General features: G+C 64.1%; 17 protein-coding genes and 1 pseudogene. 7 read left to right on the top strand and 11 right to left on the bottom strand.

Annotation, left to right across the window (positions count from 1 at the left end):
- Positions 1 to 2: 2 nt before the first annotated feature.
- Positions 3 to 1,136 carry an efflux RND transporter periplasmic adaptor subunit gene (locus ACVIHF_RS14380; RefSeq protein WP_057018545.1) on the bottom strand — a complete coding sequence of 378 codons (1,134 nt, stop codon included), beginning with the start codon at positions 1,134 to 1,136 and terminating at the stop codon, positions 3 to 5.
- 236 nt (positions 1,137 to 1,372) lie between these two features.
- On the opposite strand from ACVIHF_RS14380, the gene ACVIHF_RS14375 reads away from it, so the two are divergent.
- Both ACVIHF_RS14375 and xth read left to right on the top strand, forming a co-directional pair.
- On the top strand, positions 1,373 to 1,798 hold the full coding sequence (locus ACVIHF_RS14375; RefSeq protein WP_456792186.1) for a GNAT family N-acetyltransferase: 426 nt from the start codon (positions 1,373 to 1,375) through the stop codon (positions 1,796 to 1,798).
- A gap of 45 nt (positions 1,799 to 1,843) precedes the next feature.
- Positions 1,844 to 2,641 carry an exodeoxyribonuclease III gene (xth, locus tag ACVIHF_RS14370; RefSeq protein WP_253608709.1) on the top strand — a complete coding sequence of 266 codons (798 nt, stop codon included), beginning with the start codon at positions 1,844 to 1,846 and terminating at the stop codon, positions 2,639 to 2,641.
- A 21-nt stretch (positions 2,642 to 2,662) separates the two neighbouring features.
- Here xth and ACVIHF_RS14365 read toward each other — a convergent pair.
- From ACVIHF_RS14365 to ACVIHF_RS14355, 3 genes and pseudogenes are all read right to left on the bottom strand, one after another.
- Positions 2,663 to 3,500: pseudogene (locus ACVIHF_RS14365) on the bottom strand (tetratricopeptide repeat protein).
- On the bottom strand, positions 3,487 to 5,211 hold the full coding sequence (gene ilvD / locus ACVIHF_RS14360) for a dihydroxy-acid dehydratase (RefSeq protein WP_253608710.1): 1,725 nt from the start codon (positions 5,209 to 5,211) through the stop codon (positions 3,487 to 3,489). The pseudogene ACVIHF_RS14365 and the gene ilvD overlap by 14 nt, the downstream one beginning before the upstream one ends.
- Positions 5,212 to 5,808: 597 nt before the next feature.
- Positions 5,809 to 7,425, bottom strand: coding sequence for a diguanylate cyclase (locus tag ACVIHF_RS14355; RefSeq protein ID WP_456792185.1), 1,617 nt, complete (start codon positions 7,423 to 7,425; stop codon positions 5,809 to 5,811).
- A 488-nt stretch (positions 7,426 to 7,913) separates the two neighbouring features.
- Between ACVIHF_RS14355 and ACVIHF_RS14350 the strand changes: the two genes are divergently transcribed.
- Complete coding sequence (locus ACVIHF_RS14350) at positions 7,914 to 8,096, top strand: hypothetical protein (protein WP_092083416.1); 183 nt, start codon at positions 7,914 to 7,916, stop codon at positions 8,094 to 8,096.
- A gap of 252 nt (positions 8,097 to 8,348) precedes the next feature.
- Here ACVIHF_RS14350 and ACVIHF_RS14345 read toward each other — a convergent pair whose 3' ends face one another.
- From ACVIHF_RS14345 to ACVIHF_RS14330, 4 genes are all read right to left on the bottom strand, one after another.
- Positions 8,349 to 9,263: a hydroxymethylglutaryl-CoA lyase gene (locus ACVIHF_RS14345; RefSeq protein ID WP_456780609.1), complete on the bottom strand. Its 915-nt coding sequence runs from the start codon at positions 9,261 to 9,263 to the stop codon at positions 8,349 to 8,351.
- Positions 9,260 to 11,269 carry an acetyl/propionyl/methylcrotonyl-CoA carboxylase subunit alpha gene (locus tag ACVIHF_RS14340; protein WP_253608713.1) on the bottom strand — a complete coding sequence of 670 codons (2,010 nt, stop codon included), beginning with the start codon at positions 11,267 to 11,269 and terminating at the stop codon, positions 9,260 to 9,262. Before ACVIHF_RS14340 ends, ACVIHF_RS14345 begins: the two co-directional genes overlap by 4 nt.
- Before the next feature lie 14 nt (positions 11,270 to 11,283).
- Positions 11,284 to 12,888, bottom strand: a complete 1,605-nt coding sequence (locus ACVIHF_RS14335) for a carboxyl transferase domain-containing protein (RefSeq protein WP_253608714.1) — start codon at positions 12,886 to 12,888, stop codon at positions 11,284 to 11,286.
- 129 nt (positions 12,889 to 13,017) lie between these two features.
- A complete protein-coding gene (locus tag ACVIHF_RS14330; protein ID WP_456780610.1) occupies positions 13,018 to 14,190 on the bottom strand; it encodes an isovaleryl-CoA dehydrogenase in 1,173 nt (390 codons plus the stop codon).
- A gap of 192 nt (positions 14,191 to 14,382) precedes the next feature.
- On the opposite strand from ACVIHF_RS14330, the gene ACVIHF_RS14325 reads away from it, so the two are divergent.
- Positions 14,383 to 15,036, top strand: coding sequence for a TetR/AcrR family transcriptional regulator (locus tag ACVIHF_RS14325; protein WP_253608716.1), 654 nt, complete (start codon positions 14,383 to 14,385; stop codon positions 15,034 to 15,036).
- 2 nt (positions 15,037 to 15,038) lie between these two features.
- Positions 15,039 to 15,533, top strand: a complete 495-nt coding sequence (locus tag ACVIHF_RS14320) for an Lrp/AsnC family transcriptional regulator (protein WP_028332152.1) — start codon at positions 15,039 to 15,041, stop codon at positions 15,531 to 15,533.
- A gap of 34 nt (positions 15,534 to 15,567) precedes the next feature.
- On the opposite strand, the gene ACVIHF_RS14315 is transcribed toward ACVIHF_RS14320, so the two are convergent.
- Positions 15,568 to 15,873 carry an ETC complex I subunit gene (locus ACVIHF_RS14315; RefSeq protein WP_016846428.1) on the bottom strand — a complete coding sequence of 102 codons (306 nt, stop codon included), beginning with the start codon at positions 15,871 to 15,873 and terminating at the stop codon, positions 15,568 to 15,570.
- Between the two features lie 243 nt (positions 15,874 to 16,116).
- Between ACVIHF_RS14315 and ACVIHF_RS14310 the strand changes: the two genes are divergently transcribed.
- Both ACVIHF_RS14310 and ACVIHF_RS14305 read left to right on the top strand, forming a co-directional pair.
- Positions 16,117 to 17,280, top strand: a complete 1,164-nt coding sequence (locus ACVIHF_RS14310) for an OpgC domain-containing protein (RefSeq protein WP_050384313.1) — start codon at positions 16,117 to 16,119, stop codon at positions 17,278 to 17,280.
- Positions 17,281 to 17,443: 163 nt separating this feature from the next.
- Positions 17,444 to 18,526: an IS630 family transposase gene (locus ACVIHF_RS14305; RefSeq protein ID WP_253604297.1), complete on the top strand. Its 1,083-nt coding sequence runs from the start codon at positions 17,444 to 17,446 to the stop codon at positions 18,524 to 18,526.
- A 130-nt stretch (positions 18,527 to 18,656) separates the two neighbouring features.
- Here the strand turns inward: ACVIHF_RS14305 and ACVIHF_RS14300 are convergent, their stop codons facing one another.
- Together ACVIHF_RS14300 and ACVIHF_RS14295 are read right to left on the bottom strand one after the other, a co-directional pair.
- Positions 18,657 to 20,474 (bottom strand): carbamoyltransferase family protein, encoded by a 1,818-nt coding sequence (locus tag ACVIHF_RS14300; RefSeq protein WP_253608719.1) that lies wholly within the window; start codon positions 20,472 to 20,474, stop codon positions 18,657 to 18,659.
- 994 nt (positions 20,475 to 21,468) lie between these two features.
- The gene (locus ACVIHF_RS14295; protein WP_253608721.1) at positions 21,469 to 22,245 is read right to left on the bottom strand and encodes a cyclase family protein; all 777 of its coding nucleotides are present in this window, start codon (positions 22,243 to 22,245) and stop codon (positions 21,469 to 21,471) included.
- Positions 22,246 to 22,315 lie beyond the last annotated feature (70 nt).

Here is a 22,315-nt window from a genome sequence, read left to right as displayed (position 1 = left end):
GGTCAGGCTCCGGCCTTGCGCGCCCGCAGTTCAACCCGCGATCCCTCCGAGAGCAGCAGCTGGCCGTCGACGACGACGCTTTCATCGCCCGCCAATCCGTCTGAGATCACCGAGCTGCCCTGGAAGGTGCGATCGACCTTGACCGGCCGGACCTTGGCAACGCCGTCCTTGACGACGAAGACGAAATTGCCGTTCTGGCTGCGCTGCACCGCGACCGTCGGCACCACGACCGCGTCTTCGCTGCGGATGATCAGCTTGGTCTGCACGATGGTGCCGGGCCAGAGCGTCTCGCTCTCGTTGTTCATGATGCCGCGCACGGTCACCATGCCGGTGGTCGCGTCGACGGCGTTCTCCACCATCGCGACCTTGCCGCGCTCGGAGCGCTGGTGGCCGGGAATGGTCGCGATCACCTTTGAATCGCCCTTCCCCATGGCGTCGCGCAGATCGACCAGCGCCCGCTGCGGAATCGCGAAGGTGACGTAGACCGGTGCCATCTGGTTGATGACCGCGAGCGGCTGGGTGTCGGCGGGGCGGACGAAGTTGCCGACCTTGACGTTGGCGGCGCTGATCCGTCCCGCGAATGGTGCGCGGATGACGGTGTAGCTCTTCTGGACGCGGAGGTTCTCCAGCGCGAACCGGTCGGCCTTGATGGTGCCGATCAGGACGTCGGACTGGGTCTTGGCGTTGTCGAGGTTGACTTGGGTGGTCGCCCCCTTGCCGACCAGTTCGGTGTAGCGGCGGAGGTCGCGCTGCGCGCCCTCGAGCTGGGCCTGGTCGCGGGCCAGGACGCCCTCGGCCTGCTCGATCTGCGCGTCGATCTGGCGCGCGTCGAGCGTGAACAGCAGGTCGCCTTCATTGACCCTGGCGCCGTCCTCGAAATGCACCGAGACGATGGTGGTCTCCAGCCGTGACTTCAGCGCCACGCTGGAGATCGGCGTGACCTGTCCGATGGCATCGACATCGACCGGAACCGATTTGCGTTCCGCCTTGGCGAGATCCACGGACACTACGCGCGGCCGCGCCGTCCCTTGCGCGGTGGCGGCGCCGCCACCCATCCATGAAGTGCGGGTCATGTAAGCCGCCCCGGCCGCAATGCCGAGAACAGCGACAGTCAGAACCAAATTGCGTTTTTTCATAAGTTTTGCACGTGCGCCGCCAGCTTCCCTTGAAGGCCGGTGCGCGTCGTCACTCCCCCGTCGGCAATTGTTGCGCCTTGTTTCCTGAGAGGGTTAGCACAGGCGGACCGCCCATGGTATGCCACCTAAGTGAAATAGTGCGGCTTCAATCCGGTGATTTGCATGCGCATCGCCGGACGTTTTGAGTAACCGGGCCGCATCCGTTCTGCTTCATTGAGCTTTCGAATCGCGACCTTATGTCCACCTCCGTCCTTGTCTGCCCCTGGGAAGAAGCTCGCGAACGCTCCCGTGCCATCCGCTACAGCGTCTTCGTCGAGGAACAGCGGGTGCCGGTAGAACTGGAATGGGACGACATGGACGCATCGAGCTGGCATGCGCCGGCGTTCGCCGACGACGATGCGCCCTTGGCCACGGGCCGGCTGCTGCCGGACGGTCATATCGGCCGCATGGCCGTGCTCAAAGCGGCGCGCGGCACAGGCGTAGGCGCCCGCGTGCTGGACGCGCTGATGGCCAAGGCGGCCGAACTCGGCTATCCGGAACTGATCCTCAACGCGCAGACGCACGCGGAGCCGTTCTACGCGCGCGTCGGCTTCGAGCGGATCGGCGCGGAATTCGAGGAGGCCGGCATCCCGCACATCGAGATGCGGAAGCGCTTGGTCTAAGCGGGGCGGCGCTCGGTCACGTTCCCCCACAATGAAGGAAGTCCGATGGCAGTTCGCATCGCTACGTGGAACGTCAACTCGGTCCGGCAACGGATCGAGCTTCTGGTCAGCTGGCTGAAGGAGTGCTCCCCCGACATCGTCTGTCTGCAGGAGATCAAATGCGTCGATGATGCGTTTCCCCGCCTCGAGGTCGAGGCGCTCGGGTACAATGTCGTCACGCACGGCCAGAAGACCTTCAACGGCGTCGCGCTGCTGTCGAAGCTGCCGTTCGACGAGACCAAATCGGGCCTCGCCGGCGACGACGAGGACGCCCATGCCCGCTTCCTCGAAGGCGTCGTCACGCTGAAGCAGGGCGTGATCCGGGTCGCGTGCCTTTACCTGCCCAATGGCAACCCCGCCAATACCGACAAATATCCGTACAAGCTCAAGTGGATGTCGCGGCTTTTTGAGTATTCGAAGGAGCGGCTTAGGGCCGAGGAGCCGTTGATCCTGGCCGGCGACTTCAACGTCATCCCGGCCGCGCGCGACGTCTACAATCCCGCCGCCTGGGCCGATGACGCCCTGTTCCGCCCCGCCACCCGCGAGGCCTTCCAGTCGCTGCTCGGCCTCGGCCTGACCGACGCGCTGCGGGCGGTCAATGACGAGCCGGGCCAGTACACCTTCTGGGACTACCAGGCCGGCGCCTGGCAGAAGAACTGGGGCCTGCGCATCGACCACCTGTTGATGTCGGCACAAGCGAGCGACCGGCTGATCGACGTCGGCATCGACAGCTATGTCCGGGCCTGGGAGAAGCCGTCCGACCACGTCCCGGTCTGGGCCGATCTCGATTTCGAGATCGCCTGACCCCGCCGGCCGGCCGGAAGTTCAATCCCGGCGGCCCTGCACCCAGTGCTCGAGCATCTGCAGCGCCATCGCGCGATCGTCCTCGGAGGCCTTGGCGATCGCCCGGTTGTAGCTTTCCTTGATCCAGGCCTCATCCGGCGTCGCGCTGTCGCGCGCCAGCGTCAGCCACATCAGGCCGCGTGCCCGCTGCGGCGGCAGGCGGTCGCCGTTGAACAGCATCTGGCCGAGCAGCGCCTGCGCCTGATGCTGGCCCTTCTGGGCGGCAAGGCCGAGCCAGCGCGCGCCGTAGCGGAAGTCGTCCCGCGAGGCGTCCGGCGTCTTCAGGTAGAGCCGGGCAAGATCATACTGGGCGTCGGCATTGCCGAAATAGGATGCGGCATAGGAGAACATCTCCCGCGCCCGCTCGGTGTCCGCCTTGACCTTGGAATTGGGAATGCCGCTCAGATAGTAGCGGCCGAGCGCGACGAAGGCGTTGGCCACGATCGAGGCCTGCGGCGCCGACGGGGAATCCTCGGCATGCGCATTGGCGATCCGGCTGAAATACTCGAAGGCGCGCATGTCGTCCTGGATGACGCCGTCGCCCTCGGCGTACATCTTGCCGAGCTTCCACTGCGCCACGGGGTGGCCGCCTTCGGCCTGGTACTGCAGCGTGCTGAACGACGAGGTCGGCGAGGTCGCCGCAGGCGCCACCGGGGTGGCGGCCCGTTTCAGCGCGCCGGCGGTCCCCGGCTGCGGGGAAACCACAGGAAGAACCGTATCTTGTGGGTTGACCGGGGCGCCGTCGAATCCGAATCCGGGGCCCGCCACCGGGGATGGCCCCTAACGCAAACGCCAATATCGTACGCCTAAACGTCCGCATAACACTGTTTCTCGTACGCGCCACCCGGATGGGTGACTGCGCCATCTACCGCCGGCCCCACTTGCTCGGCGTACTTCCACAGCGCACCAGATGTATGGTTCGTCGCGCGAGGGGCCCATTTGGTCTTACGATTTGCGAGTTCGGCGTCGCTCAAATTTACGTTAAGGGTGCCGGAGACCGCATCGATCTCGATGATGTCGCCGTCTTGCAACAACCCGATCGGCCCGCCGACGGCCGCTTCAGGTCCAATATGTCCGATGCAGAAGCCACGGGTGGCGCCGGAGAACCGGCCATCGGTGATCAGGGCGATCTTGCCGCCCATCCCCTGCCCGGTCAGTGCCGCCGTGGTCGCCAGCATCTCCCGCATGCCGGGACCGCCCTTCGGCCCCTCATAGCGGATCACGATCACCTCGCCTTCCCTGTAGGTGCGCTTCTGCACCGCCTCGAAGGCGTCTTCCTCGCGGTCGAAGCACCGGGCCGGACCGGTAAACCTCAGGTTGGACATTCCCGCGACCTTCACGATCGCACCCTCCGGAGCGAGATTACCCTTTAGCCCGACAACGCCACCCGTCACGGTGATCGGATTGTCGGCGGGCCGCACCACATCCTGGTGCGGATTCCATTTCACGCTTTTGAGATTTTCGGCGATCGTTCGGCCAGTGACGGTCAGGCAATTCCCGTGCAGGTGGCCATTGTCGAGCAGCGTCTTCATCAGCAGCGGAATGCCACCTACTTCAAACATGTCTTTGGCAACATAACGGCCGCCCGGCTTCAAATCCGCGACGTAAGGAGTCTTTTTGAAGATTTCGGCAACGTCGAACAAATTGAATTTAATGCCGCACTCATGGGCGATCGCCGGCAGGTGCAGCGCAGCATTGGTCGAACCACCTGAGGCTGCAACCACGGCCGCAGCATTTTCAAGGGCTTCGCGGGTGACGATGTCGCGGGGCCGGATGTTTTTCTCGATCAGCTCCATCACCTTCTCGCCGGCGGCGGCGCAGAAGGAGTCGCGGATCTCGTAGGGCGCCGGAGCCCCGGCGGAATACGGGAGCGCGAGTCCGATCGCCTCGGAGACGGTCGCCATGGTGTTGGCGGTGAACTGGGCGCCGCAGGCGCCGGCCGACGGGCACGCCACCCGCTCGATCTCGTCGAGGTCCTCGTCCGACATGGCGCCGACCGAGTGCTTGCCAACCGCCTCGAACATGTCCTGGACGGTGACCGGCTGGCCGCGGAAGTTGCCGGGCAGGATCGAGCCGCCATAGATGAAGATCGACGGAACATTGAGGCGGACCATCGCCATCATCATGCCCGGCAGCGACTTGTCGCAGCCGGCGAGCCCGACCAGCGCGTCATAGGAGTGGCCGCGGACCGTCAGTTCGACCGAATCGGCGATGCATTCGCGCGACGGCAGCGACGAGCGCATGCCGTCATGACCCATCGCGATCCCGTCGGTGACGGTGATGGTGCAGAACTCGCGCGGCGTGCCGCCGGCCGAGGCCACGCCCTTCTTCACCGCCTGCGCCTGGCGCATCAGCGAGATGTTGCAGGGAGCGGCTTCATTCCAACATGAAGCAACGCCGACAAAGGGTTGATGAATCTGGGCTGTCGTCAGCCCCATCGCATAAAGATAGGACCGGTGCGGTGCGCGCTCGGGGCCCTCCGTCACGTGACGGCTGGGCAGCCTGCCCTTGATGTTCGTCTTGGCGTCCATCGCGACCCTGTTCCCGGCGCTCTTTCCTCCATCAACGCCGGAACCCGAAAAAATGTCCCGTCGTCGGAGCGCTGGCTATTCAGCTACGTGAATATCCTTTCATGTCGGGGTGTGGCTAAAAAGCGGCGCGAGTGCGGACCGGGTGCTTTTAAGGTTAAATGTTCAAGCACCGTTGCAACATCGCAACAATCGTGGCCGCCAGGCAACCATGTATTATCAGTCCTTATAGGAACCAGACGCGGGCCCGACCACATAGCCGATAGATTGCCGCCTTGTGATGGAACCCGCTGGAGTAGCGGGAAAGGCCAGCCCCTGCTCACGGATTCAACTGTCAAACAGCGTATTCGGTGTCATCACCCGCGTGCGCGTGCGAGTGATCCAGTATTCGAGAGGCGCCAGTTGCTGAGCCGAGAGGACACGTCCTCCGCCGTCGTCCCGGCGAAGGCCGGGACCCATACTCCGCAGCGGGTGTTATGGATGGTACTCGTCGTTCCACCGATGCGCAGCGATGTCATCCAATTCGCGGTGACGCGATGGGCGTATCGCTTCAGCCTTCGCTCTTCGGGCTACGGCGGACAAGTCCCTCCATCCTGCAATTTACCCGGCGGCCAGCTTCGGTGGCGACGGAGGTGACCAGCACTCCGTACGATTCCGGCCGTGCTCCTTGGCCTGGTAGAGCGCCGCATCGGCGGCCTTCGTCAGGGCATCAATCCCGGGCATGCTTGTGAGGGCCTCGGCAACGCCGATGCTCACTGTCAGTGGCACCAGTCGATCATCAGCCCTCAACGACAGCGCTTCCGCCCTCTTGCGGATGCGCTCGGCGACGGTTCGAGCGCGCGACAATGTGGTCTCCGGCAGCAAGACGGCGAACTCCTCGCCTCCAACGCGGCCGACGACGTCGGACTTGCGCTTGCCCCGAATGCATATCCCGGCAACAGCCTTGATGGCCTCGTCACCGACCGCATGTCCGAAGCGGTCATTGATGCTCTTGAAGTGATCGATATCGACCATCAGCACAGATACCGAACGATAGTAGCGCTGGAACCGGCTCCACTCCGCATCCAGCGTCGCCAGGAAGTGCCGACGGTTGAACAATCCGGTGAGCGGATCGGTGGTCGCGAGCACCTCCAGCTGCCGTGCGTTGCGTACGAGATCGGTCACGTCGACGAAGGTCAGCATGCGACCGCCGTTTGCCATCGTCGAGCAATGGATCCTGATATGGCGGCCGTCCGGCGTCTGCACGTCGCGCTTGTGATCGCCTGCCTTGATCTCCGCAATCCGCTTCGCAGGAAAGGCCCTGATCTGCTCCGGGGTCGCGCCCGTCGGAACGGCGCGGCGGTTGCGCGTGAGCAGTGTGATGTATGCCGGATGCCGCGCGACCTCCTCCTCGCTCACCTCCCAGAATTCCCGCATTCGCCGATTGAGGAAGATCGCATTGAGATCGCGGTCGAGCAGGACGACGCCGTCCTCCACAGTCTCGAGCGCGCCGGTCAGCACCTTCAGCTTGTCGGACGCGCGCACGATGTCGGTCACGGGCGTGTAGCTCACCATCCGGCCGCCGTCGGGCAGCGGCGTGCACTGACATCGAACCACGTCGCCATTGCTGCGCCTGAGATCGATCGGGCTCGGGTCCCCGACGTTCACGAGGCGGACGCGCTCGGCAACATAGGCTTCGAGCTGCGCGGCCGGCAGCTCGTAGGCCATCGTCTTGCAGCCGTGATGCATCAGGTCGGTTAAGCTGGGGTTGCGGTCGGCCACCTCGTCCGGAAGCCGCCACATGTTCCGAAACGCGCGGTTGATGAACTGGGCCTTCAGCTCCACGTCCAACAGCAGGATGCCGACGGGTATCTGATCGAGCGCCGCGCGCAGCGCCAGCATGTGCCCGCGCAGAATATCGCCGCTGCGCCGCTCCGGAATGGCGGCCGGCGCAGGAGCGGCAGGCGTGGGCGCCGCAGCGTTGGCCTGCTGCTCTTCAAAAGCCAGGCCGAGCTGGCGGTCCGATTGCCACAGCCGTTTGCATGGCTTCACCTGATTGCTGCCGACGAGCAACAGTTGAATGTGATCGGGAATGCCTACGACACTTTCGAGTTCCACGGTGGCGCCCGTCTCCGTGAGCTGGCGGACCGTGCAGTCGAAGGCCGACCGGCCGAAATTGAAGACGATCTTTCCGGCCAGAAACGTTCGGCCGCGGGAAGCTGACACCTGTCCGGACATGGCGAGAATCCACCTGGAGCAATTGCGAGCCCTCTCACCTCAGCACGTTTGAGTCACCAAGCCATGAACGCTTTCGGGAGGGTTTAATCGGGAGCCGAGCCGATGACGGCGGCTGTGTGCGCCGCAAAACGGGTTCCATCCGGCGGAAGGACTCGCTCATAGGGTAGAGCGAAGCGATACCCATCATTTGCGCCGCGGATACTGAATTGATGGGCTTCGCTGCGCACTACCGATCCGATTACGGCTCCGCCGCATCGTCAGTTGCTCACCTCATACCGAGCGCTGCGATTTGCCTCCGGAATTCCTCGAAACGCTCATGCGCTTCCGCCTTCGCTGTTAGAGCTACGGCGGACAAGTCCGCTCCCATCAATCGGTCAAAGTCGCTGCCGGGAAGAATTTAATTCTACCCTATAATTATGCTGTGTTAGACGCAGTCCGAGTAGTAGCGTCGCAACTCCCTCAGTAACGGTGTCAGGGAAACGCCCGCCATGTCTGCTCTCCAAGCAAAACTGGAACGATTTGAGATCCTCGCCGACGAATGCGAGCTGATCGCTAGCAGGACGCTGGATGGGAGCAACCGCGAGCTATACCAGCGGCTGGGCGGGCACTATCGCGAGCTGGCGACCGATATGAGGGCCGTGATCGCGACGGTCAATGCTCCGGCGGCGTAAGAAAAAGGGCCGCTCGAAACAACAAGCGGCCCAAGTCTAGGGAGGAAACGCCCTCAAGGAGGGCGGCGATAGCGCGAAGCGCTGTCGCACCATGCGCATATGGGTCGAGAGTCCAGCTTCGGGAGCCCAGATTGCGCAAGCCAGGGGCGCGACTATGTGCCTTGAATCTGCGCTTCGCAGCGCATAACTCCGGGCGCGACCGCCGAAGATTGAGGCGGCTGCAATCCCAAATCGCTCCAAGCATCCCACAATTTACGATTTGGCGAGCCGCGTGCGCTTCGCGTTGAGCGCGGACGCAACACGGCTGACCGGCGGACGGCCGAGCAAGCCGGCCATCTCGTTGGTCGCGGCCAGCAGTCTGTCCATATCGATCCCGGTCTTCACGCCCATGCCCTCGAGCATGTAGGCGACGTCCTCGGTCGCGACGTTGCCGGTGGCGCCGGGGGCGTAGGGGCAGCCGCCGAGACCGCCGGCGGCGGCATCGATGACGCGGACGCCCTCCTCCATGCCGGCGTAGAGATTGGCGAGCGCCTGGCCGTAGGTGTCGTGGAAGTGCATCGCGAGGTTGCCGATCGGCAACTCAGAACCGACCGCACGCAGCATCCGTTTGGCCTTCAGCGGCGTGCCGACCCCGATGGTGTCGCCAAGCGAGATCTCGTAGCAGCCGAGATCCCACAGCGTCACCGCGAGGTCGGCGACCGCCTTCGGCTTGATCTCGCCGTCGAACGGACAGCCGAGCACACAGGAGATATAGCCACGCACCTTGACGCCGTCGGCCTTGGCGCGCGCCAGCACCGGCTTGAAGCGCTCGATCGATTCCGCGACCGAGCAATTGATATTGGCGCGCGAGAAGCCTTCGGAGGCCGCCGCGAACACCGAGACCACCTCGGCGCCGGCCGCGCGCGCGGCGTCATAGCCCTTCTCGTTCGGCACCAGCACGTGGAATTCGGCGCCCTTGATGTGGCTGACGCCGCGCAGCACCTGATCGGAGCTCGCCATCTGCGGGATCGCCTTCGGCGACACGAAGGCGCCGACCTCGACGGTATTGAGCCCGGCCGCCACCAGCGCCTCGACGAAGGCGATGCGCGCCTCGACGCTGACCGGCGTCTTCTCGTTCTGCAGGCCGTCGCGCGGCCCCATCTCGATGAGTTGGATCTGATCGCTCATGACGCGGCCGCAGGTTCGACTTCGGCAAGCTCGACGCCCTCGCCGACGATGTCGCCGACCTTGCATTTGAGCTTCTTCAGCACCCCGGCATAGGGCGCGCGCAGGGTCTGCTCCATCTTCATCACTTCGAGCGTCAGGATCGGGGCGCCCTTCTCCAAGCTCGCGCCCTCCTCGGCCAGCAGCGCGACCACGGTGCCCGGCAAGGGCGCCACGATCTTGTCCTCGCCGACCTGCTCCTCGCTCTCGCCGCCGAACGGATCGACCCAGTGCAGGTCGAAGCGGCCGTTGCGGGTGCGCAAGTAAAGCTCGTGGCCCTCGATGACCGAGGCAATACGCGACTTGAGGCCCTTGAGCGTCAGGTCAAAGCCGTCATCGCCGGCTGACGAGATGGCGAAGACGAGTTCGCGCCCGCCGACCGTGAGCGTCGACGGTCCGTTGCCATAGTGCAGCGTGATCGTCTGCGCGGGCCCATGGCCCTGCCGGAACGAAAACACCCGCTGCCGGCGGCCGACCGGCATCCAGCCGAACGCCTGCCAGGGCGAGTTGGCCTCGCGCTGCGCCGCCTTTTGCTCGTCGTTGACGATTGCGGCGACTGCCGCGCAGAGCTCGAACTCGCCGGCCGTGCCGGTACCCGATGTCAGGTTCTTTAGCTCGCGCTCGATGAAGCCGGTGTCGATCGCATTGGCTTGTGTGTCCGGATGCGTCACCAGCGCCGACAGGAACGGGATATTGGTGACGATGCCGCGGACATCGGTTTCCTGCAGCCCGCGATTGAGCTTGTCGATCGCGCCCTCGCGCGTTGGCGCCCAGGCGATCACCTTGGCGAGCATCGCGTCATAGTAAGGCGAGACGTTATCGCCACTGCGATAGCCGGCATCGATGCGCAGGCCGTCGCCTTCCGGCGGCGTCCGCCAGGTCTTGATGCGGCCGACCGAGGGCATGAAGTTCTTCTGCGGATTTTCGGCGTAAACGCGCGCCTCGATGGCATGCCCGTTCAGTTTGATCTCGTCCTGCTTCAGCGGCAGCGCCTCGCCGAAAGCGACGCGCAGCTGCCATTCAACGAGATCGACGCCGGTGATCAGCTCGGTGATGGGATGCTCGACCTGCAGGCGGGTGTTCATCTCGATGAAGAACACGTCCTTGCCGTCGGAGACGAACTCGATGGTGCCGGCGCCGATATAGTTGACCGCGCCGGCGGCCTTGCGGGCGGCCTCGCAAACCGTCTCGCGTTGCGCGGCGTTCAGCGTCGGCGACGGCGCCTCCTCGATCACCTTCTGGTGGCGGCGCTGCAGCGTGCATTCGCGCTCCCACAGCGAGAGCAGATTGCCGTGGCTGTCGCCGATGATCTGCACCTCGATGTGGCGCGGGTTCTGCACGTATTTCTCGATCAGCATGCGGTCGTCGCCGAACGCCGCCTTGGCCTCGCGCTTGGCGCTGGTGATCGCGGCCGTGAGCTCAGCCGCCGAATTGACCACACGCATGCCGCGGCCGCCGCCGCCGGCCGACGCCTTCACCAGCACCGGGAAGCCGATCCGGTTGGCGGCTTCTGCCAGCGTCGCCTCGTCCTGCGCCTCGCCGTGATAGCCCGGCACCAGCGGCACGCCGGCCTTCTCCATCAGCGCCTTCGAGCCGGACTTCGAGCCCATCGCCGTCATCATCTCGGCGGTCGGGCCGACGAACACCAGACCGGCCTCGAGGCAGGCCTGCGCGAACTCGGCATTTTCAGACAGGAAGCCGTAGCCGGGATGCACCGCCTCGGCGCCGGTCTCCTTGGCGGCGGCGATGACGCGCTCGATGCTGAGATAGCTGTCGCGCGCCCGGGCCGGACCGAGCAGCACCGCCTCGTCGGCGAGCGCGACATGCATCGCGCCGCGGTCGGCCTCGGAATAAACCGCGACGGTGCGCAGCCCCATGGCGCGCGCCGAGCGGATGACGCGGCAGGCGATCTCGCCGCGGTTGGCGATCAGAAGCGTGCGGAAACGCCGGGTGAGTTTTGAGCGGTCCATGATCAGATCCTGGGTCACATCCTGAACAGGCCGAATTTCGTTGGCTCGATCGGCGCGTTCGCCGCCGCCGACAGCCCAAGCCCGAGCACGAGGCGCGTATCGGCCGGATCGATCACGCCGTCATCCCACAGCCGCGCCGTGGCGTAATAGGGATTGCCCTGCTTCTCGTATTGCGCGCGGATCGGCTCGCGGAACTTGTCTTCCTCTTCCGCCGACCAGCTCTCGCCCTTGGCCTCGATGCCGTCGCGCCGCACCTGGCTCAGCACCATCGAGGCCTGCTCGCCGCCCATCACCGAGATGCGCGCATTCGGCCACAGCCAGAGGAAGCGCGGGCTGTAGGCGCGGCCGCACATGCCGTAATTGCCGGCGCCGTAGGAGCCGCCGATCACGACGGTGAATTTCGGCACGCCGGCGGTGGCGACCGCCGTCACCAGCTTGGCGCCATCGCGCGCGATGCCGCCCGCCTCGTATTTCTTGCCGACCATGAAGCCGGTGATGTTCTGCAGGAACACCAGCGGAATGCCGCGCTGGCAGCACAGCTCGATGAAATGCGCGCCCTTCAGCGAGCTCTCGCTGAACAGGATGCCGTTGTTGGCGATGATGCCGACCGGATAGCCAAAGATATGGGCGAAGCCGCAGATCAGCGTGGTGCCGTAGAGCTTCTTGAACTCGTCGAATTCGGAGCCGTCGACGATCCGCGCGATGATGTCGTGCACGTCGAACGGTTTTCTGCCGTCGGCGGAGACCACGCCGTAGATCTCCTCGGCCGGAAACAGCGGATCCTGCGGGGAACGCATGTTGAGCTGTGCCTTCACCGGCTGCTTCAGAGTCGCCACGATGCGGCGCGCGATCCCGATCGCGTGGGCGTCGTTCTGCGCATAATGATCGGTCACGCCCGACTGGCGCGAGTGCACATCGGCGCCGCCGAGCTCTTCGGCGGTGACGACCTCGCCGGTCGCCGCCTTCACCAGCGGCGGACCACCGAGGAAGATCGTGCCTTGATTCCGCACGATGATGCTCTCGTCGGACATCGCCGGCACATAGGCGCCGCCAGCGGTGCAGGAGCCCATCACGATCGCGATCTGCGGGATGCCCTGCGACGACATCTGGGCCTGGTTGTAGAAGATGCGGCCGAAATGCCGCTCGTCGGGAAAGATCTCGTCCTGCAGCGGCAGGAAGGCGCCGCCGGAATCCACCATGTAGACGCAGGGCAGATTGTTCTGCCGCGCGATGTCCTGGGCGCGCAGATGCTTCTTCACCGTCATCGGGTAATAGGTGCCGCCCTTGATGGTGGCGTCGTTGGCGACGATGATGCACTCGCGCCCCGCGATGCGCCCGACGCCGGTGATGACGCTGGCGGAATGCACGTCACTGCCATAGAGCCCGTTGGCGGCGAGCGGCGACAACTCGAGGAACGCGGTGCCGGGATCGACCAGGAGATCGACACGATCGCGCGCCAGCATCTTGCCGCGCGAGGTGTGCCGCTTGCGCGAGGTCTCGCCGCCGCCGCCGGCCACCTGGTTGAGCTTGCCGCGGAGCTCCGCGACCAGGCCGCGCATCACCTCGGCGTTGCGGGCAAATTCAGAAGATGTGGGATCGATCGTCGAATGAAGCGGCATCGGTGTTGCACGTTTCGTTGGAGTATCGGTAGGGTTCAAGGTCAATTATCGTGCCGGGGCGAGCACAACTGCCACCACTGGTGCGGTGACAGCCCCTCTCCCCGCAAGCGCGGGGCGAGGGAGAAGACATCAGGCTGTCTTGGCGAACAGCTCGCGGCCGATCAGCATGCGGCGGATCTCGCTGGTGCCAGCGCCGATCTCGTAGAGTTTTGCGTCGCGCAGCAAGCGGCCGGTCGGATAGTCGTTGATGTAGCCGTTGCCGCCCAGCAGCTGGATCGCATCCAGCGCGCACTGGGTGGCTTTCTCCGCGGCGTAGAGGATGGCGCCGGCGGCGTCCTCGCGCGTGGTCTCGCCGCGATCGCAGGCCTTCGCCACCGCGTAAACATAGGCGCGCGAGGCGTTCATCGTGGTGTACATGTCGGCGACCTTGCCCTGCACCAGCTGGAACGAGCCGATCGGCTCGCCGAACTGCTTGCGCTCGTGCACGTAGGGCAGCACCACGTCCATACAGGCCTGCATGATGCCGATCGGCCCCGCCGCCAGCACCGCGCGCTCGTAGTCGAGACCACTCATCAGCACGTTGACGCCGCGGCCGACCTCGGAGAGCACGTTCTCCTCCGGCACCTCGCAATCCTCGAACACCAGTTCGCAGGTGTCGGAGCCGCGCATGCCGAGCTTGTCGAGCTTCTGCGCGGTGGAAAATCCCTTCATGCCCTTTTCGATGATGAAGGCGGTGATGCCGCGCGGGCCGGCGTTCGGATCGGTCTTGGCGTAGACCACCAGCGTATCGGCGACCGGGCCATTGGTGATCCACATCTTGTTGCCGTTGAGGACGAAGCGGTCGGCCTTCTTGTCGGCGCGCGTCTTCATCGAGACCACGTCCGAGCCCGCCGACGGCTCCGACATCGCGAGCGAGCCGACATGCTCGCCGGAGATCAGCTTCGGCAGGTATTTGCGCTTCTGCGCCTCATTGCCGTTGCGGCGGATCTGGTTGACGCAAAGGTTGGAATGGGCGCCGTAGGACAGGCCGACCGAGGCCGACGCCCGCGAGATCTCCTCGACCGCGATGCAGTGCTCGAGATAGCCGAGGCCCGAGCCGCCATACTCCTCCTCGACGGTGATGCCGTGCAGGCCGAGCGCGCCGATCCGGGGCCAGAGGTCGCGCGGAAACTGGTTGCTGCGGTCGATCTCGGCGGCGCGCGGCGCGATCTCGTTGGTCGAGAAATCATGCACCGTCTCGCGGATCGCATCCGCGGTCTCGCCAAGGTCGAAATTGAAGATTGCCGCCTGGTTCGAGGCCATGATCCCTCCCGTGAGATTCATCTTGCAATTAAACGATCATACGTTTTTTTCTTGGCTTCGCAAGCAATCGTGCTATGGTTTGCGGGCGAAATCCGCAGTTCATTGAATTCACTGGGATTTCATGCGATATACATACGGTCGTTCGCTTGTTTCCTGGTCCTCCCTGGCAAGCCAACACCCTCCGAGGCCCCGATGGCACGCACGATCGGCTCACACGGCCCCACCACGCTGGAGGCGATCCGCAAGGCCGGCGTGCGCCTGATCTTCGAGCACGGTTACGAGGCCATGAGCCTGCGCCAGCTCGCCGCCGAGGTCGGCATCCAGGCAGGCTCACTCTACAACCATATCTCAACCAAGCAGGACCTGCTGTTCGATCTGGTCCAGGACCATATCAACGATTTGCTGCGCGAGCTTGATCTTGCGCTCGAGGGCAAGGCCGATCCGGTCGAGAAGCTGCGCGCCTTTGTCGCGTTCCACGTCACCTACCACATGACCCGCAAGCGCGAGGTCTTCATCGCCAATTCCGAGCTGCGCAGCCTCGATGCGAAGAACTACGACGCGGTGGTGGCGCTGCGCGGCGCCTATGAGCAGCGGCTGGCGCAGATCCTCACCGACGGGGCGGCGGACGGCGCGTTCGAGGTGGTCGACATCCAGGTCGCGACCTTCGCGATCCTGGCGCTGCTCACCGGGCTGTGCACCTGGTACCGCCCCGGCGGCCGGCTGACCCGCGACGCCATCATCGCGGCGCATGAGAAGCTGGTGCTGTCGGGCGTCGCGCCGCGGGCTGCGATCGGCCAGGCGAGCCACGGCAGCGACAGCCGGCGCGCCGCCGTGGCGGGCTCGTGACCGTGACCGAGCGCCCACAGCTCGATGACATCGATCTGCGGATCCTGTCCGAGTTGCAGCGGGACGGCCGGATCAGGATCAACGAGCTCGCCGAACGGGTCGGCATCACCGCCCCGCCCTGCCTGCGCCGGGTTCGCGCCCTGCGCAGCCGCGGCGTGATCCAGGCGATCCGCGCCACGCTGGACGAGCGGCTGCTCGGCTATGAGGTGACGACCTTCGTGCTGATCCAGCTCGACAGCCAGACCCTGAGCGCGATCGAGGCGTTCGAGGCTGATGTGGCGGCCGTGCCGCGCTTCCTGCAATGCTGGCGGATCTCGGGCGATGCCGACTTCATGCTCCGATGCGTCGCGCCCAGCGTCGACGACATGCGCCAGCAGCTGCTGCAATTCGCCGGCCTGCCCAATGTGCGTAAGATCAGAAGCTTTCCGGTGCTCGGCGTCTCCAAGGACGCGCCGCTGCCGATCCCGGGCGCCCTCGCCGCGCCCGCGGCGAGCTGATCCGGGCGCCAGTCAGGACTTAGTGGGTCCAACCTTAGTGGGTCCAAGGCTCCCAACGGCGGAACGCGAAATTGTCGGCATAGGCGATCTGGCGGTGCGCCGAATCCTTCGGCTCGATCACCTGGTAGGCGATGCCCTTGCGCTCGCAATAGGCGACCGCCTCTTCCTTGGTCTCGAACTGCAGCGTCAGCTGCTGCTTCATGTCGGTGGACGAGGTCCAGCCCATCAAGGGCTCCACGGAGCGCGGCTGCTCCGGCTCGTAGTCCAGTTGCCACTCTTTGGTCTTGGCACGTCCCGATTGCATCGCGTTTTTGGCGGGCTTAAAAATGCGTGCGGTCATGGATGGTCGGCCCCGTGGGATGTGCGACATGGAAGCGATTTGAAGGAAACCACCGGGATAGTATAGAGACACCTATCAACGATCTGATCGGTGATTCCTCGATCTCGGAGGCAGCCTTCGCCGGACCGGTATAGTCATTCTACCGCGCTGTGACAATCTGGCCTCGGGAGGCTTCCCTTAGCAGTCCCCCGGGCCCGCGGCGCGATCTTCTCGACAAGCATCACCTCGAGGAAACGGCGCGCCATGGAAATCCACGCTACCCTGCCCGAAAAAGGACGCGACCTCCGGCTCGACCTGTTCCGCGGGGTCGCCAACTGGGCGATCTATCTCGATCACATCCCCGACAACGTCGTGAACTGGATCACGACGCGGAATTACGGCTTCAGCGACGCCGCGGACCTGTTCGTCTTCATCTCCGGCTACACCGCCTCCTTCGTCTATGCCCGCATGATGCTGGAACGCGGCTTCATCGTCGGCGCCACCCGGCTGACCAAGCGGGTCTGGCAGCTCTATGTCGCCCATATCATCCTGTTCGTGATCTACATCGCCTCGATCAGCTATCTGGCGCTGCGCTTCGGCGATTCCGAGATCATCAACGAGTTCAACGTCGCCGGCCTCGTCGACAACGCCACCGAGACGCTGCGCCAGGGCCTGTTCCTGAAATTCAAGCCGGTCAATCTCGACGTGCTGCCGCTCTATATCGTGCTGATGGGCCTGTTCCCCCCGGTGCTGTGGTTCATGCTGCGGCGGCCGAACTGGACCATGGCGGCCTCGCTCGTGCTGTGGCTGGTGTCGCGCCACCAGGGCTGGAACCTGCCGGCCTACCCGGCCGGCAGCTGGTATTTCAATCCGTTCGCCTGGCAGGTGCTGTTCGTGTTCGGCTCGTGGTGCGCGATGGGCGGCGCCCGCAACAACATGCGCATCATCAACTCGCGCTACACGCTGTGGTTTTGCATCGCCTATATGATCTTCGCGCTGATCATGACGATGGCCGGCCGCTTCCCGGACTTCGGCGCCATGTTCCCGGACTGGCTCTATTCGGCCTTCAACCCGAACGACAAGACCAACCTCGCGCCGTATCGCTTCCTGCACTTCGTGGTGATCACGGTGCTGGTGATCCGCTTCATCCCGAAGGACTGGGCGGCGCTGGAGTGGAAGGTGTTCGATCCCCTGATCGTCTGCGGCCAGCAGTCGCTGGCGGTGTTCTGCGTCGGCGTGTTCCTGTCCTTTGTCGGACATTTCGAGCTCTCGATGAGCTCGGGCTCGCTGTTCGCGCAGATCTTCGTCAGCATCTCCGGCATCGCGATCATGACGATCGTGGCCTATTACATCTCGTGGTCGAAGCGGCAGGACAAGCCGGTCAAGCCGCCGGCGGCAAAACCCACGGCGCCGGCGAAGGCGGCGTAAGTCCCTTATTTTTGAGCAAGGCCGCGCAAACGCTTCGCGTTTGTCGCGGGGAAAACCGCTTCGCACTTTTCCGGGCCATGCTCTAGTGTCCTGAATCAAAAGTTCGGCGGACTCCAAATCGACTCGATGATAGCGGACTCTCCTGATTTGGGGAGGATTGGCGATGGGTCGGCGCTTTGCTCCGCTGGAGCTTGATGAGGTGGAACGTGCTGAGTTGACATCGTTGGCGTCGCGTCGAAGCACTGCTCAGGCGTTGGCGCTGCGGGCTCGGATCGTCCTGGCCTGTGCTGAGGGCGAGCAGAGCAAGGTCGTGGCGGCCCGTTTGGCTGTCGATCCCGACACGGTCGGCAAATGGCGGCGGCGGTTCTCCGAGCATCGGCTTGAAGGTCTTTGGGACGAGCCGCGATCGGGGACGCCACGCACGATTGAGGATGCCCGGATCGAGGCGGTGATCGTTCGCACCCTTGAGACCCAGCCTCCCGGGGCCACCCACTGGAGTTCGCGCAGCATGGCGCGGGCCAGCGGGCTGTCAGTCTCAACAGTACAGCGTATATGGCGCGCTTTCGGCTTGCAGCCGCATCGGTTGGAGACCTTCAAGCTCTCAACCGACCCCGACTTTGTCGCCAAGGTTCGCGACATCGTCGGCCTTTACGTAGCTCCGCCCGAGCGCGCCATCGTACTGTGTGTCGATGAGAAGTCGCAAATCCAGGCGCTGGATCGCAGCCAGCCCATGCTGCCCATGCGACCTGGCCAGCCGGCGCGCCGTAGTCACGACTACAAACGCCATGGCGTCACCTCGCTGTTTGCCGCCCTCGACGTCGCAACCGGCCGGGTCATTGGCAAATGCTATGGACGCCATCGTGCCAAAGAGTTCCGCAAGTTTCTCGATGAGATCGAAGCTGCGGTTCCAGACGATCTGGACGTCCACCTCGTCATGGACAATTACGCAACCCACAAGACGCCGTTGATCCGCAACTGGCTGGCAAAGAGGCCGCGCTGGCACGTCCACCTGACGCCAACCAGTTCATCCTGGCTCAATCAGGTCGAACGCTTCTTTGCACTCATCACCGAGCGTAAGATTAGGCGCGGCATCTATCGCAGTGTGGCGGCGCTACGGGCCGAGATTGCCTCCTTCATCGACCATCACAACGCTGACCCAATGCCGTTCCGATGGACCAAATCAGCTGACGACATTCTCGGCTCAATCGAACGCTTCTGCGCTTACAATCTGCCCGCCAAGGCATAAAATGCCATGAACTTTTGGTTCAGGACACTAGGGCATTTTCGGTTCTGATTGAATCAGAACCGAAGCTCTAGATTCTTGTTTTGACGCGTTTTCTTCACGCGAACCGGTGCCCACTTCGCTCGAAAACGCTCTAGCCGCCGCGACTGGTGTCCTGCGTCGTCGAGGAGACGATGGTGGCGACGTCGCCGAACGTCGTCATCACAGGCGTGACCACCTTGTGCATGGCGGTCTTCGACACCAGCGTGTCATGCATCACGAGGTTGTCGATCCCGGTGGTGAGGAAGCAGCTCACCGCGTCCTGCGGCGTCTCGATGATCGGCTCGCCCTTGACGTTGAACGAGGTGTTGATCAGGACCGGCACGCCGGTCAGCGCCTCGAACTCCTTCAGCAGGCGATAGAGCATCGGGTTGGTCTCTTCCCGCACGCTCTGCACCCGCGCCGAACCGTCGACATGCACGATCGCCGGGATCTTGTCGCGCCATTCCGGCCGCACCGGCTTTGCGATCAGCATGTAGGGCGAGTCCTCCTCGCCTTCGAAGATCTCCTTCATGCGCTCGGCCAGCACGATCGGCGCGAACGGCCGGAATGCCTGGCGGTGCTTGACCCGGCTGTTGAGGATGTCCTTCATCTCGGCCTTGCGCGGATCGGCGATCAGGCTGCGGTTGCCGAGCGCGCGCGGACCGAACTCGGAACGGTCCTGAAACCAGCCGATCACGCGCTGGTCGGCGAGCAGCTTTGCGGTGTCGCGGCAGATATTGTCGCTGCGCTTCGCGTCGATCTGGATGCGCACCAGGAAGCTTTGCAGCGCGGCGGCCACCTCGGCCTCGCTGTAGCGCCGCCCGACATAGGCGTGGTCCATCACGAACGAGCGGCGCTGCTTGAGCACCTCGAGCCAGCCGTAATAGGCGCAACCGATGGCGATCCCGTCGTCGCCGGCGGCGGGCTGGATCCAGATGTTTTCGAAACCCGACTCGCGCGCGATGCGGCCGTTGGCCACGCAGTTCAGCGCGACGCCGCCGGCGATGCAGAGATTTTTCGCACCCGTGGTCTCGCGCAGCCAGCGCGCCCGCGCCAGCAGCACGTTCTCGGTGTCGTCCTGCACCCGCCAGGCGATGTCCTCCCAGTGCCGCATCGTCGGGCTTTTGTCCCAGCTGCCGCTGTCGAGCACGAAGGGCTGCTGGTTCTCGGCGCCCCAGAACGGCACGTGCAGCTTGCCGTCCTTCATCTCGAGCAGATGGCCGACCTGCTCATGGCGGCCATAGGGCGCCAGCCCCATCAACTCGCCGCACTTGTTCCAGTCGCCGAACACATAGGTCGAGACCCGGCTGTACAGCGCCCCCAGTCCCGGCATGTTGTAGAACTCGTCCGACAACAGCCCCCGTGCCGGCTCCATGAAGACCTTCTTCAGGCATTCGAGCCTGGTGTCGTCGAACCTGTAGTAGCTCTCGGACTCGCGGGCCAGCGGCGACGCCTCATCTTCGGAGCAGGACTCCATCGCGTCGGCCCGATAATTGCCGACGCCGTCGACGATCATCACGACGCCGTCCTTGAATGGGGACACCGCGAACGCGCTGTAGGCATGCGCGAGGTGGTGCGAGATCGACACCACCTTGTCGGATTTGGAACGAAACAGCGGGTGCTTGATTGCCTCGTTGCGTTCGGCGATCGGCAGGAAGCCCGGCATATCCTGGTGGAGCATCCGCTCCTCCATCTCGGGCACCGGCAGGATGTAGCTGTTGCGCACCACGAGATCGACGTCGTCGAGGGTGATGCCCTCGGCCGACAGGCAGTAGTCGACGACTTCCTTGTAGAAGCCGGAGGCGTGCTTCTCGCGGGTGATGCGCTCCTTGGAGATCGCGTAGGCGATCGCGCCGTCACGCAGCAGGCAGGCGCTGACGTCATGGTCGTAGACGTTGAGACCAAGGACGTAAGTGTGTTGTTTCGGCATGGGCACTCTTTGGAAGGATACAGCAACGCTGAGAGAACAGGATCGTGTCGACTTCAAGTTCTCGCCGGCATTTTCCGAGGTTCTCAAATCTCTGCTTCTGCGATGCACAAATCAAATCGGCGCAACGCAAGATGAACAGAATGAACGGCGGATGAACGACAAGATGAGCGCAGCAACGACAGTATCCTTTGCAGGCGGGACTGTAACTTGACCTTACCTGTTGGTCTCAATAGAGTCGTTAAAGCTCGCAAGAACCTTAGTGAAAATATTGTCTTAGCATGCACGAACCGAATGCCGGTGTCGCGCGTCTAAGCGAGACAGCCAGCATCAGTTCAGATGTTTGGAAGTGGACTGGAGATCTTCAGAATGACTAAACGCTACAATATCCTGACTCGTTGCCTAGCAGCAGTCGCTTTGTTGTTCGTCTATGTCGCAAGCACCTCTGCCATCCTGGTCGGCGTCACCACAGCGCCTGCGCAAGCCTGGCGCGGACGCGGCGGTGGCTGGGGCTATCGCGGCGGCGGCTGGGGTCGCGGTCGCGGGTGGGGCTATGGCCGCGGATATGGATATGGCCGTGGCTATGGCTACTACGGCGGTTACGCCGGTCCCCGTTGTTGGTGGACCCCGCGTGGTGTTCGCGTTTGCCGGTGGTAACAACCGCCCGGTCGACACAAGCGATATTAAAGACATGAAATCAGGTGCGTCGGTCCCGACGCACCTGATTTGCTTTTTGGGGGTTGGTTCACCTGCCGGGCTTGGCTCAGCTGCGGCACGCAAGAAAGAGCCCCGGAGACGCCGGGGCTCTAGTCACGGGAGAGAACGCTTCCGAAATCGGGACGCGAGGACGAGCCGGCGGCCCGATCACCCAATGCATCTACTGCGTGCATGAAAGCAGATTCGGCTGCCTCAAGCTGTAGCGGTGCCGCAACAACCCGCCGTAATGCACAGCCTGTCCACCGGTTCCCGAAGCTGGCCGATCAGAACCCCGGCGCGCCTAGCCGTCGAGGATGGCGACCGCCCTCGTCCAGCCCGCCGACGCGCGCTCGATCTTCACCGGGAAGCACGACACCATGAACCCGGTCGACGGCAAGAGCTCGAGATTGTGCAGCTTCTCGATGTGGCAGTAACCGATGTGCCGCCCGGCCTTGTGGCCTTCCCAGATCAGGCTGGCGTCCCTGGTCTCAGCGTATCTCTTCGCGGTGAAGACGAACGGCGCGTCCCAGCTCCAGCCGTCGATGCCGGTCAGCCGCACGCCGCGCTCGAGCAGATACATCGTCGCCTCGTAGCCCATGCCGCAGCCCGAATTGACGTAGTCGGGCTGGCCATATTTCGCGCCCGCGCTGGTGTTGACGACGACGATCTCGAGCGGCGACAGCGTGTGGCCGATGCGCTTCAGCTCGGCTTCGACATCGTTGGCGGTCGCGACATAACCGTCAGGCAGATGGCGGAAGTCGAGCTTCACGCCCGGCTGGAAGCACCATTCCAGCGGCACCTCGTCGATGGTCCAGGATCGCTCGCCGCGGTTCATGGTCGGATGGAAATGCCAGGGCGCATCGAGATGCGTGCCGTTGTGGGTGGAGAGCGAGACCTGTTCGACGGCCCAGCCCTGTCCGTCGGGCAGGTCCTCCGCCTTCAGTCCATCGAAGAACTGCAGCATGCGCGGCAGCCCCTGCTGGTGATCGATATACTGGATGGTCGGATGGTTGCCGGGCGGATCGGCCGGAACGTCGTTCTGCAGAGGAACGGAGATATCGATCAGTCTGCGCGCCATGGTGCTTTCTCGCGGATTGGTCTTGTCGGGCCGAACTACCCTGCCAGCGCGCGCGCGTTATCGGCAAGCC

The organism is Bradyrhizobium sp. USDA 4506 (assembly GCF_054058795.1).
Note: the sequence above shows the minus strand (reverse complement) of the source record. Positions and strands in the feature narration are given on the sequence as shown.